Raw genomic sequence first — 21,701 nt, forward strand, 5'->3', positions numbered from 1 at the left:
GCGCGCCGGCCGCCGTCACCCGGTCACCAGCGGGGCATCGCCGGGGTCCGCCAGGAGGGGTCGGCGAGGCGCATCGCCGCCGCGTCGTCGCGGTCGCGCAGCGAGCCGTCGTCCTCGGCCCACCGCCGGTGCAGCCGGGCCAGTTCGTCCCGGTCCGGTTCGACGCCGAGGCCGGGCGCGTCGGACACCGCGATCCGGCCGTCCGTGAAGGCGAGCCGCTCGGTGAGGACGTCCTCGGACTGCCAGGGGTAGTGGGAGTCGCAGGCGTGGGTCAGGCCGGGGACGGTGGCCGCCACCTGGGTCATCGCGGCGAGGCTGATGCCGAGGTGGGTGTTGGAGTGCATGGACACCCCGACCCCGAAGGCGGCGCAGATCTCGGCGAGGTACCGGGTGTTGCGCAGCCCGCCCCAGTAGTGGTGGTCGGAGAGGACCACCTGGACGGCGTTCTTGGTGAACGCCTCCTTGATCTCGCCGAAGGTGGTCACGCACATGTTGGTGGCGAGCGGGAGGCCGGCGCCGGCGGCCACCTCGGCCATGGCGGGCGTGCCCAGCGTCGGGTCCTCCAGGTACTCCAGCACGTCCCCGAGTTCCTCCGCGACCTTCAGCGAGGTCTCCACCGACCAGGCGCCGTTGGGATCCAGCCGCAGCGGGTGCCCGGGAAAGGCGTCGGCGAGGGCGCGGACGGCGGCGATCTCCTCGCCGGGCGGGAAGACCCCGCCCTTGAGCTTGAAGGACGTGAACCCGTGCCGCTCGCGGAGCCGGCGGGCCTGCGCCACCACGCCGGCCGGGTCGAGCGCGGCGCCCCACTCGTCCGGCTCCGCCGGGGCGCCCGCCGGGTGCCCGTCCCACTTGTAGAAGAGGTAGGCGCTGTACTCGACGGCGTCGCGCACCTTGCCGCCGAGCAGCGCGTGCACGGGCAGCCCGAGCGCCTTGCCCTGGGCGTCCAGGCAGGCCACCTCGAAGGCGGACAGCACGGACAGCCGGAGCTTGTCGGCGCTCAGCACGCCGCGCAGTCCGCCGGCGTCGGCCGCGCCCTCCAGCCGGGAGGCGTCCACGGCCAGGTCGATCCCGAAGAGTCCGTTCAGGTCCATGACCGAGCGTCCGGTGAGCCGTTCGGCCAGCGGCCGGGCCAGCTCCAGGTACTTGGTGTCGCCGTAGGTCTCGCCGAGCCCGGTGATCCCGTCGGCGGTGACGATCTCCACGATCAGCCGCGGGGTGTACGGCTGGTGCACGCCCTGGGTGTTGAGCAGCGGCGGGTCGGCGACCAGGATCGGCGTCAGCCGCACCTCGGCGATGGTCAGGTCACGGGTCACAGGGAGGCTCCTACGAGGTCGAGTCCGGTGCCGAGGAGGGCCTTGAGGCCGGCGAGGTCGGCGGGCGGGGGGTCGGCGAGCGGGGCGCGCACCGGCCCGACCGGCTGGCCGCGCAGCCGGGCCGCCGCCTTCACCAGGGACACGGCGTAGCCGGGCGCGCGGTCGCGCAGTTCCACGAACGGGACGTAGAAGGCGCGCAGCAGCCGGTCGACGGTGGCGTGGTCCGCCGCGCGCAGCGCGGTGAAGAAGGCGCCGGCGATCTCGGGCGCGAAGGCGTGCACGGCGGAGGAGTAGGCGGGCACGCCGACGGCGGCGTAGGCGCGGGCCTGGATCTCGGCGGTGGCGGCGCCGTTGAAGAAGAGGAAGCCTTCGGGGGCGGCCAGGGTGAGGCGCTGGAGCCGGTCCAGGTCGCTGTGGCCGTCCTTGAGGCCGATGACGTTCGGGACGCGGGCGATGCGCCGCAGCGCCTCGGTGCCGTAGGCGGTCTGGCCGCGCTGGTAGGCGATGAGCGGCAGCCGGGTGCGGGCGGCGAGCCGCTCCAGGTGGGCGGCGAGGCCGTCCTGCGGCGCCTCGGTCAGATAGTGCGGCAGGACCAGCAGGGCGTCGGCGCCGGCGTCCTCGGCGATCCGCGCGAACCGGGCGGCCTGCGCCCAGCCGTATCCGGTGCCGGCCACCACCGGCACCCGGCCGGCCGCCTCCTCGACGGCGAGGGTGACGACCGTCCGGTACTCGTCCTCGTCCAGCGAGAAGAACTCGCCGGTGCCGCAGGCCGGGAAGAGGGCGCCGGGGCCGGCGGCGAGCCGGCCGGCGACATGGGCGCGGCAGCCGTCGGGGTCGAGGGTGCCGTCGTCATGGAAGGCGGTGAGCGGGAAGGACAGCACGCCGTGCGCCATCCCCTCCGCGAGCCGCCGCGCCACGTCCTGCGGAGCCGGACCGCCACCCACCCTGACCATCTCCTCTTATGAATTGCGTCCACATATGAGAACGCTGATTGAGATGGTCGTACCCGATCCCGTGCCACGGCCAAACCTGCCGTGGCCGGGATCACATTTCGCGGCCCGCCGCTTTACGCCACGGCGTCCCCGAACTCGTACGCCTCGACCTCGGCGAGGTAACGCCCCCGGCGCTCCTCGTCGTCCTCCAGGAAGGCGGCGAGGAAGGAGTTCCGGGCCAGCTCGCGCAGACGGTCCGGGGACAGCCCCAGGGCCTGGCGCACGGCCGCGAAGTTGTCGCCCGCGTACCCGCCGAAGTAGGCCGGGTCGTCGGAGTTGACCGTGCACAGCAGGCCCGCGTCGAGCATCGCGGGGAGCGGATGGTCGGCGAGCGTGTCCACGGCCCGCAGCCGGACGTTGGACAGCGGGCACAGGGTCAGCGGGATCCGCTCCCGGACCAGCCGCTCGACCAGCGCCGGGTCCTCCATGCAGCGCAGACCGTGGTCGACGCGCTCCACGCCGAGCACGTCCAGCGCCTCGGTGATGTACTCCGGCGGCCCCTCCTCGCCGGCGTGCGCGACCCGGCGCAGGCCCAGCGCGGCGGCCGCCTCGTACACCTCGCGGAACTTCACCGCCGGGTGCCCGACCTCGGCGGAGTCCAGGCCGACCCCGGTGATCCGGTCCAGGTACGGCCGCGCGGCCTCCAGCGTGGCCAGGGCCGACTCGGCGGACTCGTCCCGCAGGAAGCACATGATCAGCTTGGTGGAGACGCCGTGGCGGGCCTCGCTGGCGCCGAGTGCCCGCCACAGCCCTTCCACGACCGTGCCCATGGACACGCCCCGGGCCAGATGGGCCTGCGGGTCGAAGAAGATCTCCGCGTGGCGCACGCCCTGCGCGGCGGCCCGGGCGAGGTAGGCGTCCGCCAGGTCGGCGAAGTCCCGCTCGGTGCGCAGGACGGCCATCAGCTCGTAGTACAGGTCCAGGAAGGACTGGAGATCGTCGAACCGGTACGCCTCGCGGAGGGCTTCGGTGTCCGCGTACGGCAGGCTCACGCCGTTGCGGGCGGCCAGTTCGAACGCCAGCTCCGGTTCCAGGGTGCCTTCGATATGGAGGTGCAGTTCAGCTTTGGGAAGGGGCATCAAAGCATCGTACGGGTGGTTTACCGCCGTTTCGGAACCGGTACCCGCAGCAGGTCGTAGGCCACGGTCAGCTCGCCGGTGTAGCCCGCCGCCCGCGCCTGCCGCTCGAACGCGCCGGGGTCGGTGTAGCGCTGGCTGAAGTGGGTGAGGACGAGGTGCCGCACACCGGCGTCCCGGGCCACGGCGGCGGCCTGCCCGGCCGTCAGGTGTCCGTGCTCGACGGCCAGGTCCGCGTCCTCGTCGAGGAACGTGGACTCGATGACGAGCAGGTCGCAGCCCTCCGCCAGCGCGTACACGCCGTCGCAGAGCCGGGTGTCCATGACGAACGCGAACCGCTGCCCGCGCCGCACCTCGCTGACGTCGTCCAGCGTCACGTCCCCGAGCCGGCCCTCGCGCTGGAGGCGGCCCACGTCCGGGCCCCGCAGTCCGTGCGCGGCGAGCCGGTCGGGCAGCATGCGGCGGCCGTCGGGCTCGACGAGGCGGTAGCCGTAGGAGTCGACGGGGTGCGAGAGCTCGCGGGCCTCCAGGATGTACGACCCGGTCGCCGCGAGGGTGCCGGCGGCGGCGACCGGGGCCTCGGTGACGCCGACCGTCTCCCGGTAGGCGGTCGCGTAGCGCAGGCGGTCGAAGAAGCGCTGCCCGGAGCCCGGATAGTGCGCGGTGACCTCGTGCGGCACCCGGTCCAGGTTGATCCGCTGGATGACACCCGCCAGGCCCAGGCAGTGGTCGCCGTGGAAGTGGGTGACGCAGATCCGGTTCAGGTCGTGCGCCGCGACCCCGGCGCGCAGCATCTGCCGCTGCGTGCCCTCGCCGGGGTCGAACAGGATGCCCTCGCCGTCCCACCGGAGCAGATAGCCGTTGTGGTTGCGGTGCCGGGTCGGGACCTGGCTGGCGGTGCCGAGGACCACCAGTTCACGGACGGACACGCCGGATCACCCGGGCGGCCACTGGAGGCCCCGGCCGCCGAGGACATGGGCGTGGGCGTGCCAGACGGTCTGGCCGGCGTCGGCGCCCGTGTTGAAGACGAGGCGGTAGCTGTCCAGCCCCTCCGCCTCCGCCACGGCCCTGGTCTCGGCGAGGACGTCGGCCGCCGCCTGCGGCGCGCCGGCGGCGAGGGCCGCCGCGTTCTCGTAGTGCGCCTTCGGGATCACCAGCACATGGGTCGGGGCCTGCGGGTTTATGTCCCGGAAGGCTACGGTCGTGTCGGTCTCGCGGACGATCGTCGCCGGGATCTCACCCGCGACGATTCTGCAGAACAGGCAGTCGTCCTGCGCTTCGCCGGCCATGCGTGTGCCTCCTGTGATCCATTTCCGTGGGCATCGTAGTCGTTCGGGCGCGCAGCGGTAGGGGTGCGCCCCCTCAGCCCGGCAGTCCCGGCAGTCCCGGCGGGGTGCGCGCGGGCCGCTGCGCCAGCGCCTCCAGCGCGAGCCCGACCGCCGCGTCGAGCTGGGTGTCGCGGCCCGCCGCCCAGTCCTGCGGGCGCTGGACGACCTCCACGTCGGGGTCCACCCCGTGGTTCTCCATGTCCCAGCCGACGCCCTCCAGCCACATCGCGTACTTCGGCTGGGTGAGCAGGGTGCCGTCGACGAGGTGGTAGCGGCTGTCCATGCCGATGACCCCGCCCCAGGTGCGGGTGCCGACGACCGGGCCGATGCCGAGGGTCCTGATCGCCGCGTTGACGATGTCGCCGTCCGAACCGGAGAACTCGTTGGCCACCGCGACCACCGGGCCGCGGGGCGCGTCGAGCGGGTAGCTGGTGGGGCGCATGCCGCGCGGCAGGTCCCAGCCGATGATCCGGCGGGCCAGCTTCTCCACCACGAGCTGGGAGGTGTGGCCGCCGCGGTTCTCCCGGACGTCGACCACCAGGCCCTCCCGGGCCACCTCCACCCGCAGGTCGCGGTGGATCTGGGCCCAGCCGGGCGCCTGCATGTCGGGGATGTGCAGATAGCCGAGGCGGCCGTCGGAGGCCGCGTGGACGTGGGCGCGGCGGTCCGCGACCCAGGCGTGGTAGCGCAGCGGCTCCTCGTCGGCGACGGGCACGACGACGGTGTGCCGGGGCTCGCCGCCGCCGGCCGGGGAGACGGTCAGCTCCACCGGCCGGCCGGCCGTGCCGATGAGCAGCGGGGCGGGGCCCGTCACCGGGTCCACCGGGTGGCCGGCGACCGCGATCACGGCGTCGCCGGGCCGGATCGCGACACCGGGCGCGGTGAGCGGGGAGCGGGCGTCCGGGTCGGAGGTCTCCGCCGGCAGGATCCGGTCGATGCGCCAGCTGCCGTCCGGGTGCCGGGAGAGGTCGGCGCCGAGCAGGCCCTGCCGGGCCCGGCCGGTGCCGCCGGGCGGGATGACGTAGGCGTGCGAGGTGCCGAGTTCGCCGTGCACCTCCCAGAGCAGGTCGACCAGGTCGCTGTGGGTGGCGAGGCGGCCGAGCAGCGGGCGGTAGCGGTCGAGGACGCCGGACCAGTCGACGCCGCCGAGGTCGGGGCGCCAGAAGTGGTCGCGCATGAGCCGGCCGGTCTCGTCGTACATCTGCCGCCACTCGGCGGCCGGGTCGACGGTCTGCCGGACCCGGCCGAGGTCGACGGTGACGCTGGTGTCGTCGTCCTCGGAGCCGGCGCGGCGGTCGCCGGGCACGACCCGCAGCCGGCCGTCGGTCCACAGCAGAACGCGTTTGCCGTCGCCGCTGACCTCGAAGTGGTCGGCGTCGGAGGCGAGGTGCTCCAGGCGGCGCTGGGCGAGGTCGTAGCGCTCCAGCTCGGTGTGCGGGCCGGGGTCCTCGGGGTGGGCGCGGGCGGCGCCGAGGACGCCCCGCACCGGATGGCGCAGCCACAGGACGCCGTCCTTGGCGGCGCGCAGGCCGGAGTAGCGGCCGGCCTCCACCGGGAACGGCACGATCCGGTCGGCGAGCCCGTCGAGGTCGACGCGGGTGGCGGGGGTGCCCTCGCTGTCGGGTGTCTCGTCCTTGTCGGGATTCTCGAAGGGACGGCCGTGGCGCTGCGGGCCGAACGGCGAGGGCGTGGTGGCGGCCAGCGTGATCAGGTGCGGGCGGGCGCCGACCACGAACGCGAGGTCGAAGACGTGCTCGTCGTAGACCGGGTCGAAGGCGCGGTGGGAGAGGAACGCGAGGTGCTTGCCGTCGAGGGTGAAGGCGGGCGCGTAGTCCTGGAAGCGCAGCGGTGTCGCCTCGGTCACCGACAGGTCGGTGGTGTGGGCGATGCGCAGCTGGGAGAGCGGGCGCGGGCCGGGGTGGGACCAGGCCAGCCAGGCGGAGTCGGGCGAGAAGGCCAGGCCGGAGACCTCGCCGTCGTCACCGCGGTCGACCTCGTGGACCTCGCCGGTCTCCCGCTCGACGAGCAGCAGCCGGCCGTCGTGCGCGGCGACGGCGGCCCGGCTGCCGTCGGGGGCCATGGCCAGTTCCAGGACCCGGCCGAGCTGTCCGGCGGCGAGCCGGCGCGGCGGGGAGCCGGGCACGGTGCCGGTCGCGGGCGCGAACTCCAGCGCGTCCTCGCCCTCGGCGTCCGTCACCCACACCGCCCACTCCTCGCCGTCGACGCGGAAGGCGCGCGGCAGCCGGGCGCGGACACCGGGCACGGCGGCCAGGGCACGGGCGGGTCCGGAGCGGTGGGTGACCCAGTGCACGCCGCCGCGCACGCAGACGGCGCTGCCGCGCGCGGTGTGGTCGGGGGACGCCTCGCCGAACCAGCGGGAGGCGTTGACCGGGTACGGCCGCAGGTCGACGCGGGGCCCGCCGAGCCGTACGTCCAGCCGGCGCGGCTCGGCGCCCTCCAGGTCGTCCAGCAGCCAGAGTTCACCGGCCGAGCTGTAGACGACCCGGGTGCCGTCACCGGCCGCGTGCCGGGCGTAGAAACCGTCGAGAGGAGTGTGGCGGCGCAGGTCGGAGCCGTCGGCGAGGGACGAGTACAGCGCGCCGGTGCCCTCGTGGTCGGAGAGGAACGCGATGCGGTCGCCCGCCCAGAGCGGGCACTCGATGTTCCCGTCGAGGTCCTCGTGCAGCCGGACGAACTCCCCGGCGCCCGCCTCGTCCCCGGGGCCGCGGTCGATCCACAGCTTGCCCGCGGTGCCGCCGCGGTAGCGCTTCCAGTAGGCGGCCTCGCGGCCCATCGGCGCGGACAGCAGCACGGTGGCCGGGCCGGAGGCCACCGCGCCGACCGGGCCGTAGGGCAGGGTCTCGGCCGGGCCGCCGTCGAGCGGGACGGCGTGCGCCCAGGTGTGCCGGAAGCTGGGCCGGCCGTGCGCGCCGAGCGCGAGCACCCGTCCGTCCGGGGTCCAGCCCCGCACCTCCGTCCGGCTGTTGCCCCAGTACGTCAGCCGCCGGGCGGGGCCGCCGTCGACCGGGGCGACGTGCACCTCGGGGGCGCCGTCGCGGGTGGAGGTCCAGGCGAGGTGCCGTCCGTCCGGCGATATGCGGGGCCAGCTCACCGACATGTTGTCGGCGCTGACCCGCCAGGCGCGGCCGCCGGCCAGCGGTGCGAGCCACACGTCGTCCTCGGCGGCGAAGGCCACCAAGTCGCCGTGCAGGTGCGGAAATCGGAGGTAGCCGGGACTGGTTCCCGTCGGAGCGCCCTGAGTCACCCCGTCACTGTACGCAGCGCCGGGCGCGCCCCGCGCCCGGTTTCCGGTCACCCGGGTCAGCCGCGCAGCAGCAGCCACTCCTGGAGTTCGACGAGGTTGCCCTCCGGGTCCTTGAGGTGGGCCACGCGCATCCGGTCGGTCAGGGGCGCCGGGCCGCGCAGCAGGGCCGCGCCCCGGGCGGTGATCCGCGCGCAGGAGGCGTCGAGGTCGTCGACGCGCAGGACCACCAGGGACCGGTGGCCGGTGGCGGTGTCGCCCAGTTCGGCGAGGATCCCGGCCATCATCGCGCGGTCCTGGAGCGCGATCCCGGCGGAGCCGGCGTGCGGGCTGAACTTCTCGTAGGGGCCCTCGGCGGCGCCGGACTGCGGCTTCAGGCCGAGGACGTCGGCGTAGAAGCGGTAGCAGGCGGTGAAGTCGGTGACGAGGAGCCGGACCTGGGCGAGTTCCACGGTGCCTCCGGGGCGGGTCAGGACCAGCGGCCGGTGCGGCCCAGCAGCAGGGCCGCGGCGGCGGTGCCGGCGGTGGAGGTGCGCAGGACGGTCGGTCCGAGCACATACGGCCGGGCGCCGGCCCCCGCGAAGAGCGCCAGCTCGTCCGGCGAGACCCCGCCCTCGGGCCCGACGACCAGCACGATCTCGCCCCGGGCGGGCAGTTCGGCGGTGGCCAGCGGGGTGTCGCCGCTCTCGTGGAGCACGGCGGCGAAGTCCGCGCCGGCCAGCAGCGCGCCGACCTGCTTCGTGGTCGCCGCGTCCGCCACCTCGGGGAAGCGGACCCGGCGGGACTGCTTGCCGGCCTCGCGGGCGGTGGCCCGCCACTTGGCGAGGGCCTTCAGCCCGCGCTCGCCCCGCCACTGGGTGACGCAGCGGGACGCCTGCCAGGGCACGATGGCGTCGACGCCGACCTCGGTCATGGTCTCGACGGCGAGTTCGCCCCGGTCGCCCTTGGGCAGGGCCTGGACGACGGTGATGCGCGGGCTGGCCGGTTCCTCCTCGCGGACGGTCTCCAGTCCGGTGACGACCAGGCGGTCCTTGCCCTCGGCGGCCTGGACGGCGCCCTCGGCCCAGCGGCCGCGTCCGTCGGTGAGGATCACCGGCTCGCCGGGCCGCAGCCGCTTCACGGACACGGCGTGCCGTCCCTCGGGCCCGTCGAGCACGAACTCGGTCCCGGCCGGGTCGAGTCGGTCGACGACGAAGACGGGGGCGGTCATCGCGGGTCACCTCCGGGCCGCGGCAGCTCCGTCAACGCCGCGCCGGCCTCGGCGAGTTCGGCCGCCAGCACCTCCACCAGCCGTCCGGCCGGCAGTTCGCGGGCCATCCGGTGGCCCTGGCCCGCCCACAGCGCCATGCCCTGCGCGTCCCCGGCCTTGGCGGCGGCCTTGCGCAGCGGCGAGGTGAGGTGGTGGACCTCCGGGTAGGCGGCCGGGGCGTAGGGGCCGTGCTCGCGCAGGAAGCGGTTGACCAGCCCGCGGGCCGGGCGGCCGGTGAAGGCGCGGGTCAGCTCGGTGCGGACGAACAGCGGGTTGGTCAGCGCCTGTTTGTGCGGGTCGGAGGCGCCGGACTCGGGGGTGGCGAGGAAGGCGGTGCCGAGCTGGGCCGCGCTCGCGCCCGCCGCGAGGACGGCGGCGATCTGGCCGCCGCGCATGATGCCGCCGGCGGCGACGACCGGGATGCTCACGGCCTCCCGGACCTGGGCGACCAGCGACAGCAGGCCGATGCCGGTGCCGTCGTTCTCCGGGACGTCCCGGTGGGTGCCCTGGTGGCCGCCGGCCTCCACGCCCTGCGCGATGACCGCGTCCGCCCCGGCCCGCTCCACCGCGCGGGCCTCCTCCGCGGTGGTGGCGGTGACCAGGGTGAGGGTGCCGGCCCGGCGCAGCCGGTCGAGGATCTCCCGGGCGGGCACGCCGAAGTGGAAGGAGACCACGGGCACCGGGTTGTCGAGCAGGACGGCCAGCTTGGCGTCGTATCCGTCGTCCCGGCCGCCGTCCGGGTCGCCCAGCTCGGTGTCGTACCAGGCGGCCTCGCCGGCGAGCTGCTGGGCGTAGACCTCGACGGCCCCGGACTCGGCGAGTTCCGGCTGCGGCATGAAGACGTTGACGCCGAAGGGCCGGCCGGTCAGCCCGCGCAGCTGCTTGATCTCCTGGTACATCCCGTCGGCGGTCTTGTATCCGGCGGCGAGGAAGCCGAGGCCCCCGGCCTCACAGACGGCGGCGGCGAGCCGCGGGACGGAGACACCGCCCGCCATGGGGGCCTGCACGATCGGGAGGGGGAACAGACCGGTCAGCGCGGAGGACATGACCGCATGGTGTCACGTCCGTCGAACAAGTCCGAATCGGGGCGGCCCTCGGCCGGCGCCGGGGGCCGCCGCGTCTCAGCGTCCGTTGAACGCGTCCTTCAGCCGGGAGAACAGGCCCTGCTGACCGGGCTGGAACTGGCCCTGGGGCCGCTCCTCGCCGCGCAGCTTGGACAGCTCCCGCAGCAGGCGCTCCTGTTCCGGGTCCAGCTTGGTCGGCGTCTGCACCTCGACGTGCACGATCAGGTCGCCCCGGCCGCCGCCGCGCAGGTGCGTGACCCCGCGGTCGTGCAGCGGGATCGACTGGCCGGACTGGGTGCCGGGCCGGATGTCGACCTCGTCCATGCCGTCCAGGGTCTCCAGCGGGACCTTGGTGCCGAGCGCCGCGGCCGTCATCGGGAGGGTGACCGTGCAGTGCAGGTCGTCGCCGCGCCGCTGGAAGGTGGAGTGCGGCAGCTCGTGGATCTCGACGTACAGGTCACCGGCCGGGCCGCCGCCGGGGCCGACCTCGCCCTCGCCGGCGAGCTGGATCCGCGTGCCGTTGTCGACGCCGGCCGGGATCTTCACGGTCAGCGTGCGGCGGGAGCGGACCCGGCCGTCGCCGGCGCACTCCGGGCACGGGGTCGGCACGACCGTGCCGAAGCCCTGGCACTGCGGGCAGGGCCGGGAGGTCATGACCTGGCCCAGGAAGGACCGGGTGACCTGGGAGACCTCGCCCCGGCCGCGGCACATGTCACACGTCTGCGCGGACGTGCCCGGGGCCGCGCCCTCGCCGTTGCAGGTGTTGCAGACGACGGCGGTGTCGACCTGGATGTCTTTGGTCGTCCCGAAGGCCGCCTCGTCCAGCTCGACCTCGATCCGGATCATCGCGTCCTGGCCGCGCCGGGTGCGCGAGCGCGGCCCGCGCTGCGACGCCGTGCCGAAGAACGCGTCCATGATGTCGGAGAAGTTGCCGAAGCCGCCGGCCCCGAAGCCGCCCGCGCCGGCCCCGCCGGACTGCGAGAGCGGGTCGCCGCCGAGGTCGTAGACCTGCTTCTTCTGCGGGTCCGACAGCACCTCGTAAGCGGCGTTGATCTCCTTGAACCGCTCCTGGGTCTTCGGATCCGGGTTGACGTCCGGGTGCAGCTCGCGCGCGAGCCTCCGGAACGCCTTCTTGATCTCATCCTGCGACGCGTCGCGGCGCACGCCGAGAACGGCGTAGTAGTCCGTGGCCACTTACGACTCCGCCAGGATCTGTCCGACGTACCGTGCCACTGCGCGTACCGCTCCCATCGTTCCCGGGTAGTCCATGCGGGTCGGTCCGACCACGCCGAGCTTGGCAACCGCCTCGCCGCCCGAACCGTAGCCGACCGACACGACGGAGGTGGAGTTGAGTCCCTCGTGGGCGTTCTCGTGGCCGATGCGCACGGTCACGCCCGGGTCCTTGGCCTCGCCGAGCAGCTTGAGGAGCACGACCTGCTCCTCCAGCGCCTCCAGCACCGGCCGGATCGTGAGGGGGAAATCGTGCCCGAAGCGGGTCAGGTTGGCGGTGCCGCCGATCATGAGCCGCTCCTCGTTCTCCTCGACCAGTGTCTCCAGCAGAGTGGAGAGCACCGTGGAGACCGTACCGCGGTCCTCGGGATCGAAGGCCTCCGGCAGGTCCTCGACCAGCTTGGGCACATCGGCGAACCGGCGGCCCGCGACCCTGCTGTTCAGCCGCGCCCGCAGATCCGCCAGCGAGCCCTCGCCGAACGGCGCCGGGCAGTCGACCATACGCTGCTCGACCCGGCCGGTGTCCGTGATCAGCACGAGCATCACCCGGGCGGGAGCCAGCGAGAGCAGCTCCACATGCCGGACCGTGGACCGGGTCAGCGAGGGGTACTGCACGACGGCGACCTGCCGGGTGAGCTGCGCGAGCAGCCGCACCGTCCGGGCCACGACGTCGTCGAGGTCGACGGCGCCCTCCAGGAAGTTCTGGATCGCCCGCCGCTCGGGCGCGGTCATCGGCTTGACGCCCGCCAGCTTGTCCACGAACAGCCGGTAGCCCTTGTCGGTGGGGATGCGCCCCGCGCTGGTGTGCGGCTGCGCGATGTACCCCTCGTCCTCCAGGGCCGCCATGTCGTTGCGGACGGTGGCCGGGGAGACGCCGAGGCTGTGCCGCTCGGTGAGCGCCTTGGAACCGACCGGCTCCTCGGTGCCCACGTAGTCCTGGACGATGGCGCGCAGCACCTGAAGCCTGCGTTCACTCAGCATGCGCGCACCTCCAGCACGTCGTCCCCTCGTCCGTTCGGGTCGTCCGCCTGGCACTCCTCCCACGTGAGTGCCAGCATCCCCGGCCCAGTGTACGGCTGTCGGGTACACACTGGGCAAGGTCGGGCCGCCGTACCGGTTCCTACCGCTAGCGTCGCCGGTATGACCGTGACTTGGGAAGAGCTGGGCTGGGAACGGCTGGCCCCCGGGGTGGGCCGGTGCAGGCTCCCCGGGTGGGACTGCACGGCGGGGCTGGTCCTGGGCGCGGGGACGGCGCTGCTCGTGGACGCGGGTTCCAGCCTCGCGGAGGGGGCCCGGCTGCGCGCGCTGGCCGAGGAACTGGCAGGCGGCCGTGTGACCCATCTCGCGTTCACCCACCCCCACTTCGACCACGTCTTCGGCGCCGCCGCGTTCGCCGGGGCGCAGGTGTACGGCGCGGTGGGCCTGGACGCCGTGTTCGCCCACGAGCGCGCGGGGCTGCGCCTGGACGCGGTGCGCAACGGCCTGCCGGTGGCGGACGCGGACGAGGCGGTGGACACGCTGGTGCCGCCCGGCCACCTGGTCTCCGGGGAGTGGACCCTCGACCTCGGCGGCGGCCGCCAGGCGTTGCTGGCCAACGTGGGCCCGGGGCACACGGCGCACGACCTCGTGGTGCTGGTGCCGGGCGATCCGGAGGTGGTGTTCTGCGGCGACCTGGTGGAGGAGTCCGGCACGCCGCAGGCCGGTCCCGACGCGGTCCCGGCCCGCTGGCCGGCCGCCCTGGACCGGCTGGTGGCGCTGGGCGGCGAGGACGCGCTGTACGTGCCCGGTCACGGAGCGGTGGTGGACGCGGCGTTCGTGCGGCGCCAGCGCGAGGAGCTGGCGGCGCGTTTCGGCGTGACCTGAGCGGCACCCGGCGCCGGTCCCGGCGTGTCGTGCGCGTCGGCACGCGGCTTCTCCTATCGTCATCCGAATGCGCCAGTACTCCGCCGACCTGACCCCGCCGTGGAAGAAGCCCGCACCGGTGCCGGAGGTGCCGGCCGAGGCGGGGCTGGTGGTGGAGGAGGCCGGCACCGGGTTCTGCGGGGCGGTGATCGGCTGCGAGGCGGGCGCGGTGACCCTGGAGGACCGCTTCGGCAAGCACCGGGTGTTCCCGCTCGCGCCGGGCGGGTTCCTGCTGGAGGGCAGGACGGTGACGCTGGTCCGGCCGGCCCCGGGCGCGGCGCGGCCGGCCCGTACGGCCTCCGGTTCGGTCGCCGTCCCGCAGGCCCGCGCGCGCGTGGCCCGCGCCGGGCGGATCTACGTGGAGGGCCGGCACGACGCCGAGCTGGTCGAGAAGGTGTGGGGCGACGACCTGCGCGTCGAGGGCGTGGTCGTGGAGTACCTGGAGGGCGTGGACGACCTGCCGGCGATCGTGGAGTCCTTCGCCCCGGGTCCCGGCGCCCGGCTGGGCGTCCTCGTGGACCACCTGGTGCCGGGCACCAAGGAGTGGCGGATCGCCGAGTCGGTGACCAGCGCCCACGCGCTGGTCGTCGGGCACCCGTACATCGACGTCTGGCAGGCGGTGAAACCGGCCTCGCTGGGCATCCCGGCCTGGCCGGCGGTGCCGAAGGGGCAGGACTGGAAGACCGGGGTGTGCCGGGCGCTGGGCTGGCCCGCGGAGAACACCGGCGCGGTCTGGCAGGCGATCCTGAAGCGGGTGACCTCCTACAAGGACCTGGAGCCGGAGCTGCTGGGCCGCGTGGAGGAGCTGATCGACTTCGTCACGGGCGGCGGGGCCTGACGTCCGGACGGGTGCCGGGCCCTGCGGGGTCCGGCACGCGTCCGGGGTTCACCCGCCGGGGTGATCAGTCCACCAGGTCCCGCACCACCGCGTCCGCCAGCAGCCGGCCGCGCAGCGTGAGGACGGCCCGTCCCTCGTCGTACGGGCCCCGCTGGAGCAGTCCGTCGGCCAGCGCGCGCCGGGACGCCGCGAGGCCGTCCGCCCGCAGCAGGGACAGCGGCACGCCCTCGCGCAGCCGCAGCTCCAGCAGGACGCGTTCCACCCGCCGGTCCTCCTCGGACAGCAGTTCCCGGCCGGCGCCCGGGGAGCGGCCGGCGGCGAGGGCCGCCGCGTACGCCCCCGGGTGCTTGACGTTCCACCAGCGCACACCGCCCATGTGCGAGTGCGCCCCGGGGCCCGCGCCCCACCAGTCGGCGCCCCGCCAGTACAGCTCGTTGTGCAGGCAGCGGCCCGCCTCGGAGGTGGCCCAGTTCGAGACCTCGTACCACGCGAAGCCCGCCCGGGACAGCGTCTCCTCGGCGATCAGGTAGCGGTCGGCGTGCGCGTCGTCGTCGGTCATCGGGATCTCGCCCCGGCGGATGCGACGGGCGAGCCCGGTGCCCTCCTCCACGATGAGCGCGTAGGCGCTGACGTGGTCGGGGCCGGCGCCGATCGCCGCGTCCAGGGAGGCCCGCCAGTCGTCGTCGCTCTCCCCCGGTGTGCCGTAGATCAGGTCCAGGTTGACGTGGTCGAAGCCGGCCGCGCGCGCCTCCGCCACGCACGCCTCGGGCCGGCCGGGCGTGTGCGTGCGGTCCAGGACGTCCAGGACGTGCCGCTTGGCGCTCTGCATGCCGAAGGAGATCCGGTTGAAGCCGCCCTCCCGCAGCGTGGCGAGGTACGCGGGGTCCACCGACTCCGGGTTCGCCTCGGTGGTGATCTCCGCGTCCGGGGCGAGCCCGAACTCCGCGCGGACCGCGTCCAGCATCCGTACGAGGTCACCGGCGGCCAGCAGCGTGGGCGTGCCGCCGCCGACGAAGACCGTGCGGACCGGGCGCGGGTCGTCGCCCAGCACCTTCCGCGCCAGCCGGACCTCGTCGGCGAGGGTGTCCGCGTAGTTGTCCCGGGAGGCGAGCACCCCGCCCGTGCCGCGCAGCTCGGTGGCGGTGTAGGTGTTGAAGTCGCAGTAGCCGCAGCGGGTCGCGCAGTACGGCACGTGCAGGTAGAAGCCGAGCGGGCGGGCGGCGGCCCCGGCGAGCGCGTACGCGGGCAGCGCGCCGTCGGCGGGGACGGGCTCGCCGTCGGGGAGTGCGGAAGGCATGCCCTCCATTGTCCAGCACCGCGGGCGTCACTCCGCCTGGAGCACCAGCAGGGCGAGATCGTCCTCGGGCAGACCGCCGCCGAAGTCGTGCACCAGACGGCTGATCCGTTCCGCGATCCGCTCGGCGCTGAGCCCGGCGCAGCCGGCCAGGGCGTGCGCGAGGCCGTCGCCGTCGTCGAACTGGCGGGAGCCGGAGCGCCGCTCGGTCACGCCGTCGGTGACGCACAGCAGGCTGTCGCCGGACCGCAGCTCCAGCGTCTCGCTGGTGTACGTCTCGTCCTCCACGACGCCGAGGAGGGTCTGCGGGCGGGCCGCGGTGCGCACGCTCCCGTCCGGGCCGAGGACCAGCGGCAGCGGGTGGCCGGCGGAGGCGAGGGTGCAGCGGACGCCGCCGTCGTGCGGGGTCAGCTCGCCGTAGAGCAGGGACAGGAAGCGGGTCTGCGGGCCGTCCCCGAAGGCCGGCCGGCCGCCGGCGGTGACCAGGGCGCGGGCGGCGGCGTCGGCGGCCTCCGTGGCGTCGTCCAGCAGGAGCTGGTTGAGGCGGTCCAGGACGTCCGCGACGCCGTACCCCTCGCGGGCCAGCAGGCGCAGCCAGGGGCGGGCCAGGCCGATCACGACGGCCGCCTCCGGGCCCTTGCCCTGGACGTCGCCCACGGCGAAGCACCAGCGTCCGTCGCCCGCCGGGAACAGGTCGTAGAAGTCGCCGCTGGGGCCGCCCTTGTCGCAGGGCTCGTAGACGAGCGCGCTGCTCACGCCGGGGATCTCGGCGACCGCGCCGGGCAGCAGGCCGCGCTGCAGGACGGCGCTGATGGTGGCCTGGCGGGCGTACTGGCGGGCCGCGCCGATGGCGAGGGCGACCCGCCGGCTGAGGTCCTCCACCAGGCCGGTGATCTCCTCGGGGAAGCCCGCGGGTCCGCACCGGCCGATGACCAGCGTGCCGAGCGGCCGGCCGCCCGCGACCAGCCGGTACGACAGCGCCGTGCCCTGGGCGCCGTGCGGGCCGAGCGCGTGGCCGGGCCAGGGGTAGGGCTCGGGACCGGAGCGCGCTCCGTCCGGCGGGCACGGCGGCTCCTTCTCCAGGGCGCACCGCAGTTCCTCGATGCGGGCCTCGCTGGCGTGCCAGACCCGGGCGGGGCCGTCGCGGACGCCGCCGCGCACGGACGCCTCGTCCTCCAGCCAGACCGCGCACCAGTCGGCGAGCCGGGGCACGATGAGCTGGCCGGTGAGCGCGGCGACCAGGTTCTCGTCGAGCTGTCCGGCGAGCAGGTCGGAGGCCTCGGCGAGGAAGGACAGGGCGCCCCGGCCGAGCCAGTCCCGGTCGCCCTCGGCGCGGTGCGGCAGCGGGGCGAGGTCCCCGGCCACCTCCAGGGCGGGGTCCGGGGCGGGTCCGTCCAGGGCGTCGCTGCCGCCGGGTGGCAGCCGGGCCCAGACGGTCTTGGTGCCGGCGCGGTAGGTGACGCCCCAGGACTCGGCGAGCGTGGCGACCAGGCGCAGGCCGCGCCCGTACTCGGCCGTGTCGTACGGCCCCTCGCCCGCCGACGCGTCCCGCGGCGCGCGGGACGGGTGCCGGTCGCGCACCTCGATCACGAACGCGCCGCCGTCCTCCAGCAGCCAGTCGACCCGCACCTCGGTGCCGGCGTGCACGACGGCGTTGGTGACCAGCTCGCTCACCACGGCCATGGCGTCGTCGGCCAGCCGCGGGGAGACGCCGGGCGCGTGGTCCAGCGCGGCCCGCACCAGCGCGCGGGCCGAGCCGGGAGCGAGAGGGCTGCCGGGCAGCGTGGCCCGGCCCCGCACCTGGCCGGGCGGGGAGCCGTTCTCCCGCTGCGTCGGTATGGCCGCCATGTCCATGCGGCCAGGGTGACAGACCGGGGGCGCCTATAAGCGGGCAGTTACCGAAGTGGACAGAAGACGGCGGCTTTTGAGCGCCGGTGAGCGGCTGAGGGGCACCGGGGGCCGCCTCGGGCCGCACAACGGACCGGCCGCTCCCCCGGGCTACTGCTCCCGGGTCCCGGCGTACATCTCCTCGATGAGGTTCCGGTACTCCCGCTCCACCACCGGCCGCTTCAGTTTCAGGCTCGGCGTGATCTCGCCGTGCTCCACGTCGAGGTCGCGCGGCAGCAGCCGGAACTTCTTGATGGTCTGCCAGCGCTGGAGGCCGACGTTGAGCTGCCGTACGTACCCGTCGACCAGCTCCACCGTCTGCGGCGCGGCGACGATCTCGGCGTACGGCCGGCCCGCCAGGCCGTTGTCCTTCGCCCACTCCCGGATCGCGCTCTCGTCCAGGGCGATCAGGGCGGTGCAGTAGTTCCGGTCGGCGCCGTGCACGAGGATGTTGGACACGTACGGGCACACCGCCTTGAACTGGCCCTCGACCTCGGCCGGGGCGACGTACTTGCCGCCGGAGGTCTTGATGAGGTCCTTCTTGCGGTCGGTGATGCGCAGATAGCCGTCGGGCGACAGCTCGCCGATGTCGCCGGTGTGGAACCAGCCGTCGGACTCCAGCACCTCGGCGGTCTTCTGGGGCTGCTGGTGGTAGCCCTGCATGATGCCGGGGCCGCGCAGCAGGATCTCGCCGTCGCCGGCGATGCGGACCTCGGTGCCGGGCAGCGGCTTGCCGACCGTGCCGGTGCGGTAGGCCTCGCCCGGGTTGACGAAGGAGGCCGCGGAGGTCTCGGTGAGGCCGTAGCCCTCCAGGATGTGGATGCCGGCGCCGGCGAAGAAGTAGCCGATCTCGGGCGAGAGCGCGGAGGCGCCGGAGACACAGGCGCGCAGCCGGCCGCCGAACGCCTCGCGCAGCTTGCCGTAGACGAGCGCGTCGGCGGCCTTGTGCCGGGCGGCGAGCCCGAAGGGCGCCGAGGCGGTGCCGGTGCGGCGGAAGTTGTCCTGGGTGACCTTGGCGTACTCGCGGGCGACCTCGGCGGCCCACTGGAAGATCCGGTACTTGGCCGCGCCGCCCTCGCGGGCCTTGGCCGCGACGCCGTTGTAGACCTTCTCGAAGATGCGCGGCACGGCCGCCATGTACGTCGGCCGCACCACCGGCAGATTCTCGATGATCTTGTCGACGCGGCCGTCCACGGCGGTGACGTGCCCGACCTCGATCTGGCCGGAGGTGAGCACCTTGCCGAAGACGTGCGCGAGCGGCAGCCACAGGTACTGCGTGTCGTCCATGGTGATCAGGCCGGTCGCCGCGATGGCCTTGGCCATGTACGCCCAGTTGTCGTGCGGCAGGCGCACGCCCTTGGGGCGGCCGGTGGTGCCCGAGGTGTAGATCAGGGTGGCGAGCTGGTCCCTGGTGATCGCGCCGACCCGCTCCTTGATGAGCTGCGGGTGCTGCTCCAGATAGGCGGTGCCGCGCTCCTCCAGCTCGGCGAGGGTGGTCACCCAGTCGCCCGTCTCCACCCCGGCCGGGTCGATCACCACGACCTTGGTCAGGGCGGGCAGCTCGGCGCGCTTCTCCACGGCCTTGGCGAGCTGGGCCGCGTCCTCGGCGATCAGCACCCGGCTCTCGGAGTCGGAGAGGATGAACGCGGACTCGTCGGCGTTGGTCTGCGGATAGACCGTGGTGGTGGCGCCGCCGGCGCACATGATGGCCAGGTCGGCGAGGATCCACTCGACCCGGGTGGAGGAGGCGAGCGCCACCCGCTGCTCGGCCTCGATGCCCAGCTCGATGAGCCCGGCCGCGATCGCGTACACCCGGTCGGCCGCCTGTGCCCAGCTGAGCGACGCCCAGTCGTCGGGGCCCTGGCCCGCGGCGGGCGGGACCGGGTAGCGGTAGGCCTCCGCGTCCGGTGTGGACGCCACGCGCTCCAGGAAGAGGGCCGCCACGGACGGCGGACGGTTCTCGATCAGAATCTGTGTGTCGCTCACGACATCCTCCGGGGGCCCGCGACGGTGCGGCTGACTCGGTGCGGCTGGTTGACTCACTGTGGGGGTGCGGACTGTTGTTTAACTCGCCAGTAACTAGCGAGCAGGCATCAGGGTAAGGCGCGACCGCCCGCTGCGTAAGGGGCACCGGCCTGTCACTTTCCCCGCACGGCGGTGCCCGGGACGCGCCGGGGCCCGCCGCGCTTTCGCACGGCGGGCCCCCGCATGCCCGGTTTGCCGTCGTGACCGACCGCTACCCCCGGTTACTTCTTGCTCTTGGCCGACCCCGCGCTGTCATCGCTGGACAGGACGGCGATGAAGGCTTCCTGCGGAACCTCCACGGAACCCACCATCTTCATCCGCTTCTTGCCTTCCTTCTGCTTCTCCAGCAGCTTCCGCTTGCGCGAGATGTCACCGCCGTAGCACTTGGCGAGGACGTCCTTGCGGATGGCGCGGATGGTCTCGCGGGCGATGACCCGGGAGCCGACGGCGGCCTGCACCGGCACCTCGAAGTTCTGCCGCGGGATCAGCTCCTTGAGCCGGGCGACGAGCCGCACGCCGTACGCGTACGCCTGGTCCTTGTGGGTGATCGCCGAGAAGGCGTCCACCTTGTCGCCGTGCAGCAGGATGTCGACCTTGACCAGGGAGCTGCTCTGCTCGCCCGTGGTCTCGTAGTCCAGCGAGGCATAGCCGCGGGTCTTGGACTTCAGCTGGTCGAAGAAGTCGAAGACGATCTCCGCGAGCGGCAGGGTGTAGCGGATCTCCACCCGGTCCTCGGAGAGGTAGTCCATGCCGAGCAGCGTGCCGCGCCGGGTCTGGCACAGCTCCATGATCGCGCCGATGAACTCGGTGGGCGCCAGGATCGTCGCCCGCACGACCGGCTCGAAGACCTCGTCGATCTTCCCCTCGGGGAACTCGCTCGGGTTGGTGACGGTGACCTCGCTGCCGTCCTCCAAGATCACGCGGTAGACCACGTTCGGGGCGGTGGCGATCAGGTCGAGACCGAACTCGCGCTCCAGCCGCTCCCGGATCACGTCCAGGTGCAGCAGGCCGAGGAAGCCGACGCGGAAGCCGAAGCCGAGCGCGGCGGAGGTCTCCGGCTCGTACACCAGCGCGGCGTCGTTGAGCTGGAGCTTGTCCAGCGCCTCGCGCAGCTCGGGGTAGTCCGAGCCGTCCAGCGGATACAGACCGGAGAAGACCATCGGCTTCGGGTCCTTGTACCCGCCGAGCGCCTCGGTCGCGCCCTTGTGCTGGCTGGTGACGGTGTCGCCGACCTTGGACTGGCGGACGTCCTTCACACCGGTGATGAGGTACCCCACCTCACCGACGCCGAGACCGTCGGCCGGCAGCATCTCGGGCGAGCTGACGCCGATCTCCAGCAGCTCGTGGGTGGCGCCGGTCGACATCATCCGGATGCGCTCGCGCCGGTTGAGCTGGCCGTCGATGACACGGACGTACGTCACGACACCGCGGTACGAGTCGTAGACCGAGTCGAAGATCATCGCGCGGGCGGGGGCGTCGGCGACCCCGACCGGCGCCGGGATCTCCTTGACGGCCTTGTTCAGCAGCGCGTCCACGCCGAGACCGGTCTTCGCCGAGACCTTGAGCACGTCCTCCGGGTCGCAGCCGACCAGGTTCGCCAGTTCCTCGGCGAACTTCTCCGGCTGCGCGGCCGGCAGGTCGATCTTGTTCAGCACCGGGATGATCGTGAGGTCGTTCTCCATCGCCAGGTACAGGTTGGCGAGGGTCTGCGCCTCGATGCCCTGGGCGGCGTCGACGAGGAGGATGGTTCCCTCGCAGGCGGCCAGCGACCGCGAGACCTCGTAGGTGAAGTCGACGTGCCCCGGGGTGTCGATCATGTTGAGGATGTGGGTCGTGCCCTGGTCGGGGCCCTCGGTGGGGGCCCAGGGCAGACGCACCGCCTGGGACTTGATCGTGATGCCGCGCTCGCGCTCGATGTCCATCCGGTCGAGGTACTGAGCACGCATCTGCCGCTGCTCGACCACACCGGTCAGCTGGAGCATCCGGTCGGCGAGCGTGGACTTGCCGTGGTCGATGTGCGCGATGATGCAGAAGTTGCGGATCAGAGCCGGGTCGGTACGGCTCGGCTCGGGCACATGGTTAGGGGTCGCGGGCACGCAGGGTCCTGTCTCTTGAGGCGCCTTATGCCTCGGGTCGGATCGTTACGTAGTCTCCATGGTCCCACGGGCAGGGACCGGGGGCCGTTTTGGGCCGTCCGGAGCGCCACTGGTACTGTAGATGGCTGCGCCTCATGCCCTCTCA

General features: G+C 73.8%; 17 protein-coding genes. 2 read left to right on the forward strand and 15 right to left on the reverse strand.

Annotated features, from left to right (window positions below):
* Positions 1–23 precede the first annotated feature (23 nt).
* From ACH4OA_RS03880 to hrcA, 11 genes are all read right to left on the reverse strand, one after another.
* A complete protein-coding gene (locus ACH4OA_RS03880) occupies positions 24–1,313 on the reverse strand; it encodes a glucarate dehydratase family protein (protein WP_397967499.1) in 1,290 nt (429 codons plus the stop codon).
* Positions 1,310–2,206, reverse strand: coding sequence for a 5-dehydro-4-deoxyglucarate dehydratase (locus ACH4OA_RS03885; protein WP_397942925.1), 897 nt, complete (start codon positions 2,204–2,206; stop codon positions 1,310–1,312). The genes ACH4OA_RS03880 and ACH4OA_RS03885 overlap by 4 nt, the downstream gene beginning before the upstream one ends.
* 173 nt (positions 2,207–2,379) lie before the next feature.
* Positions 2,380–3,384, reverse strand: a complete 1,005-nt coding sequence (locus ACH4OA_RS03890; protein WP_397947646.1) for an adenosine deaminase — start codon at positions 3,382–3,384, stop codon at positions 2,380–2,382.
* Positions 3,385–3,404: 20 nt separating this feature from the next.
* Entirely contained in the window at positions 3,405–4,310 is a 906-nt protein-coding gene (locus tag ACH4OA_RS03895; RefSeq protein WP_397967500.1) for a ribonuclease Z, read from the reverse strand.
* Positions 4,311–4,316: 6 nt separating this feature from the next.
* The gene (locus ACH4OA_RS03900) at positions 4,317–4,670 is read right to left on the reverse strand and encodes a histidine triad nucleotide-binding protein (protein WP_397942876.1); all 354 of its coding nucleotides are present in this window, start codon (positions 4,668–4,670) and stop codon (positions 4,317–4,319) included.
* A 73-nt stretch (positions 4,671–4,743) separates the two neighbouring features.
* Positions 4,744–7,908: a S41 family peptidase gene (locus tag ACH4OA_RS03905; protein ID WP_397967858.1), complete on the reverse strand. Its 3,165-nt coding sequence runs from the start codon at positions 7,906–7,908 to the stop codon at positions 4,744–4,746.
* Positions 7,909–8,030: 122 nt separating this feature from the next.
* Complete coding sequence (locus ACH4OA_RS03910) at positions 8,031–8,423, reverse strand: VOC family protein (RefSeq protein ID WP_397942875.1); 393 nt, start codon at positions 8,421–8,423, stop codon at positions 8,031–8,033.
* Between the two features lie 17 nt (positions 8,424–8,440).
* Positions 8,441–9,181 carry a 16S rRNA (uracil(1498)-N(3))-methyltransferase gene (locus ACH4OA_RS03915; protein WP_397942873.1) on the reverse strand — a complete coding sequence of 247 codons (741 nt, stop codon included), beginning with the start codon at positions 9,179–9,181 and terminating at the stop codon, positions 8,441–8,443.
* The gene (locus ACH4OA_RS03920; RefSeq protein ID WP_397967503.1) at positions 9,178–10,266 is read right to left on the reverse strand and encodes a nitronate monooxygenase; all 1,089 of its coding nucleotides are present in this window, start codon (positions 10,264–10,266) and stop codon (positions 9,178–9,180) included. The genes ACH4OA_RS03915 and ACH4OA_RS03920 overlap by 4 nt, the downstream gene beginning before the upstream one ends.
* 75 nt (positions 10,267–10,341) lie before the next feature.
* Complete coding sequence (dnaJ, locus tag ACH4OA_RS03925) at positions 10,342–11,478, reverse strand: molecular chaperone DnaJ (protein ID WP_397942869.1); 1,137 nt, start codon at positions 11,476–11,478, stop codon at positions 10,342–10,344.
* Positions 11,479–12,495: a heat-inducible transcriptional repressor HrcA gene (gene hrcA, locus ACH4OA_RS03930; RefSeq protein ID WP_397942867.1), complete on the reverse strand. Its 1,017-nt coding sequence runs from the start codon at positions 12,493–12,495 to the stop codon at positions 11,479–11,481.
* Between the two features lie 159 nt (positions 12,496–12,654).
* Between hrcA and ACH4OA_RS03935 the strand changes: the two genes are divergently transcribed.
* Together ACH4OA_RS03935 and ACH4OA_RS03940 are read left to right on the forward strand one after the other, a co-directional pair.
* Positions 12,655–13,377 carry an MBL fold metallo-hydrolase gene (locus ACH4OA_RS03935; RefSeq protein ID WP_397942865.1) on the forward strand — a complete coding sequence of 241 codons (723 nt, stop codon included), beginning with the start codon at positions 12,655–12,657 and terminating at the stop codon, positions 13,375–13,377.
* A 67-nt stretch (positions 13,378–13,444) separates the two neighbouring features.
* On the forward strand, positions 13,445–14,254 hold the full coding sequence (locus ACH4OA_RS03940; protein ID WP_397942864.1) for a DUF3097 domain-containing protein: 810 nt from the start codon (positions 13,445–13,447) through the stop codon (positions 14,252–14,254).
* A 64-nt stretch (positions 14,255–14,318) separates the two neighbouring features.
* Here ACH4OA_RS03940 and hemW read toward each other — a convergent pair whose 3' ends face one another.
* From hemW to lepA, 4 genes are all read right to left on the reverse strand, one after another.
* Positions 14,319–15,551 (reverse strand): radical SAM family heme chaperone HemW, encoded by a 1,233-nt coding sequence (hemW, locus tag ACH4OA_RS03945; RefSeq protein ID WP_397967506.1) that lies wholly within the window; start codon positions 15,549–15,551, stop codon positions 14,319–14,321.
* Between the two features lie 27 nt (positions 15,552–15,578).
* The gene (locus ACH4OA_RS03950) at positions 15,579–17,396 is read right to left on the reverse strand and encodes a SpoIIE family protein phosphatase (RefSeq protein WP_397967860.1); all 1,818 of its coding nucleotides are present in this window, start codon (positions 17,394–17,396) and stop codon (positions 15,579–15,581) included.
* Between the two features lie 150 nt (positions 17,397–17,546).
* Entirely contained in the window at positions 17,547–19,421 is a 1,875-nt protein-coding gene (locus ACH4OA_RS03955; RefSeq protein WP_397967508.1) for an AMP-dependent synthetase/ligase, read from the reverse strand.
* A gap of 260 nt (positions 19,422–19,681) precedes the next feature.
* Positions 19,682–21,556: a translation elongation factor 4 gene (gene lepA / locus ACH4OA_RS03960; RefSeq protein WP_397942861.1), complete on the reverse strand. Its 1,875-nt coding sequence runs from the start codon at positions 21,554–21,556 to the stop codon at positions 19,682–19,684.
* Between the last annotated feature and the right edge of the window lie 145 nt (positions 21,557–21,701).

Origin of the sequence: Streptomyces sp. NPDC017095, from assembly GCF_044332325.1 — a bacterium.
GTDB lineage: Bacteria > Actinomycetota > Actinomycetes > Streptomycetales > Streptomycetaceae > Streptomyces.

Bases quoted from the DNA above. Each gene is read 5' to 3' on its own strand.
- hemW (WP_397967506.1), bottom strand. From the start codon at position 15,551: ATGCCTTCCGCACTCCCCGACGGCGAGCCCGTCCCCGCCGACGGCGCG.
- ACH4OA_RS03890 (WP_397947646.1), bottom strand. From the start codon at position 3,384: ATGCCCCTTCCCAAAGCTGAACTGCACCTCCATATCGAAGGCACCCTG.
- ACH4OA_RS03940 (WP_397942864.1), top strand. From the start codon at position 13,445: ATGCGCCAGTACTCCGCCGACCTGACCCCGCCGTGGAAGAAGCCCGCA.
- ACH4OA_RS03920 (WP_397967503.1), bottom strand. From the start codon at position 10,266: ATGTCCTCCGCGCTGACCGGTCTGTTCCCCCTCCCGATCGTGCAGGCC.
- ACH4OA_RS03915 (WP_397942873.1), bottom strand. From the start codon at position 9,181: ATGACCGCCCCCGTCTTCGTCGTCGACCGACTCGACCCGGCCGGGACC.
- ACH4OA_RS03950 (WP_397967860.1), bottom strand. From the start codon at position 17,396: ATGGCGGCCATACCGACGCAGCGGGAGAACGGCTCCCCGCCCGGCCAG.
- ACH4OA_RS03900 (WP_397942876.1), bottom strand. From the start codon at position 4,670: ATGGCCGGCGAAGCGCAGGACGACTGCCTGTTCTGCAGAATCGTCGCG.
- ACH4OA_RS03935 (WP_397942865.1), top strand. From the start codon at position 12,655: ATGACCGTGACTTGGGAAGAGCTGGGCTGGGAACGGCTGGCCCCCGGG.
- hrcA (WP_397942867.1), bottom strand. From the start codon at position 12,495: ATGCTGAGTGAACGCAGGCTTCAGGTGCTGCGCGCCATCGTCCAGGAC.
- ACH4OA_RS03885 (WP_397942925.1), bottom strand. From the start codon at position 2,206: ATGGCGCACGGCGTGCTGTCCTTCCCGCTCACCGCCTTCCATGACGAC.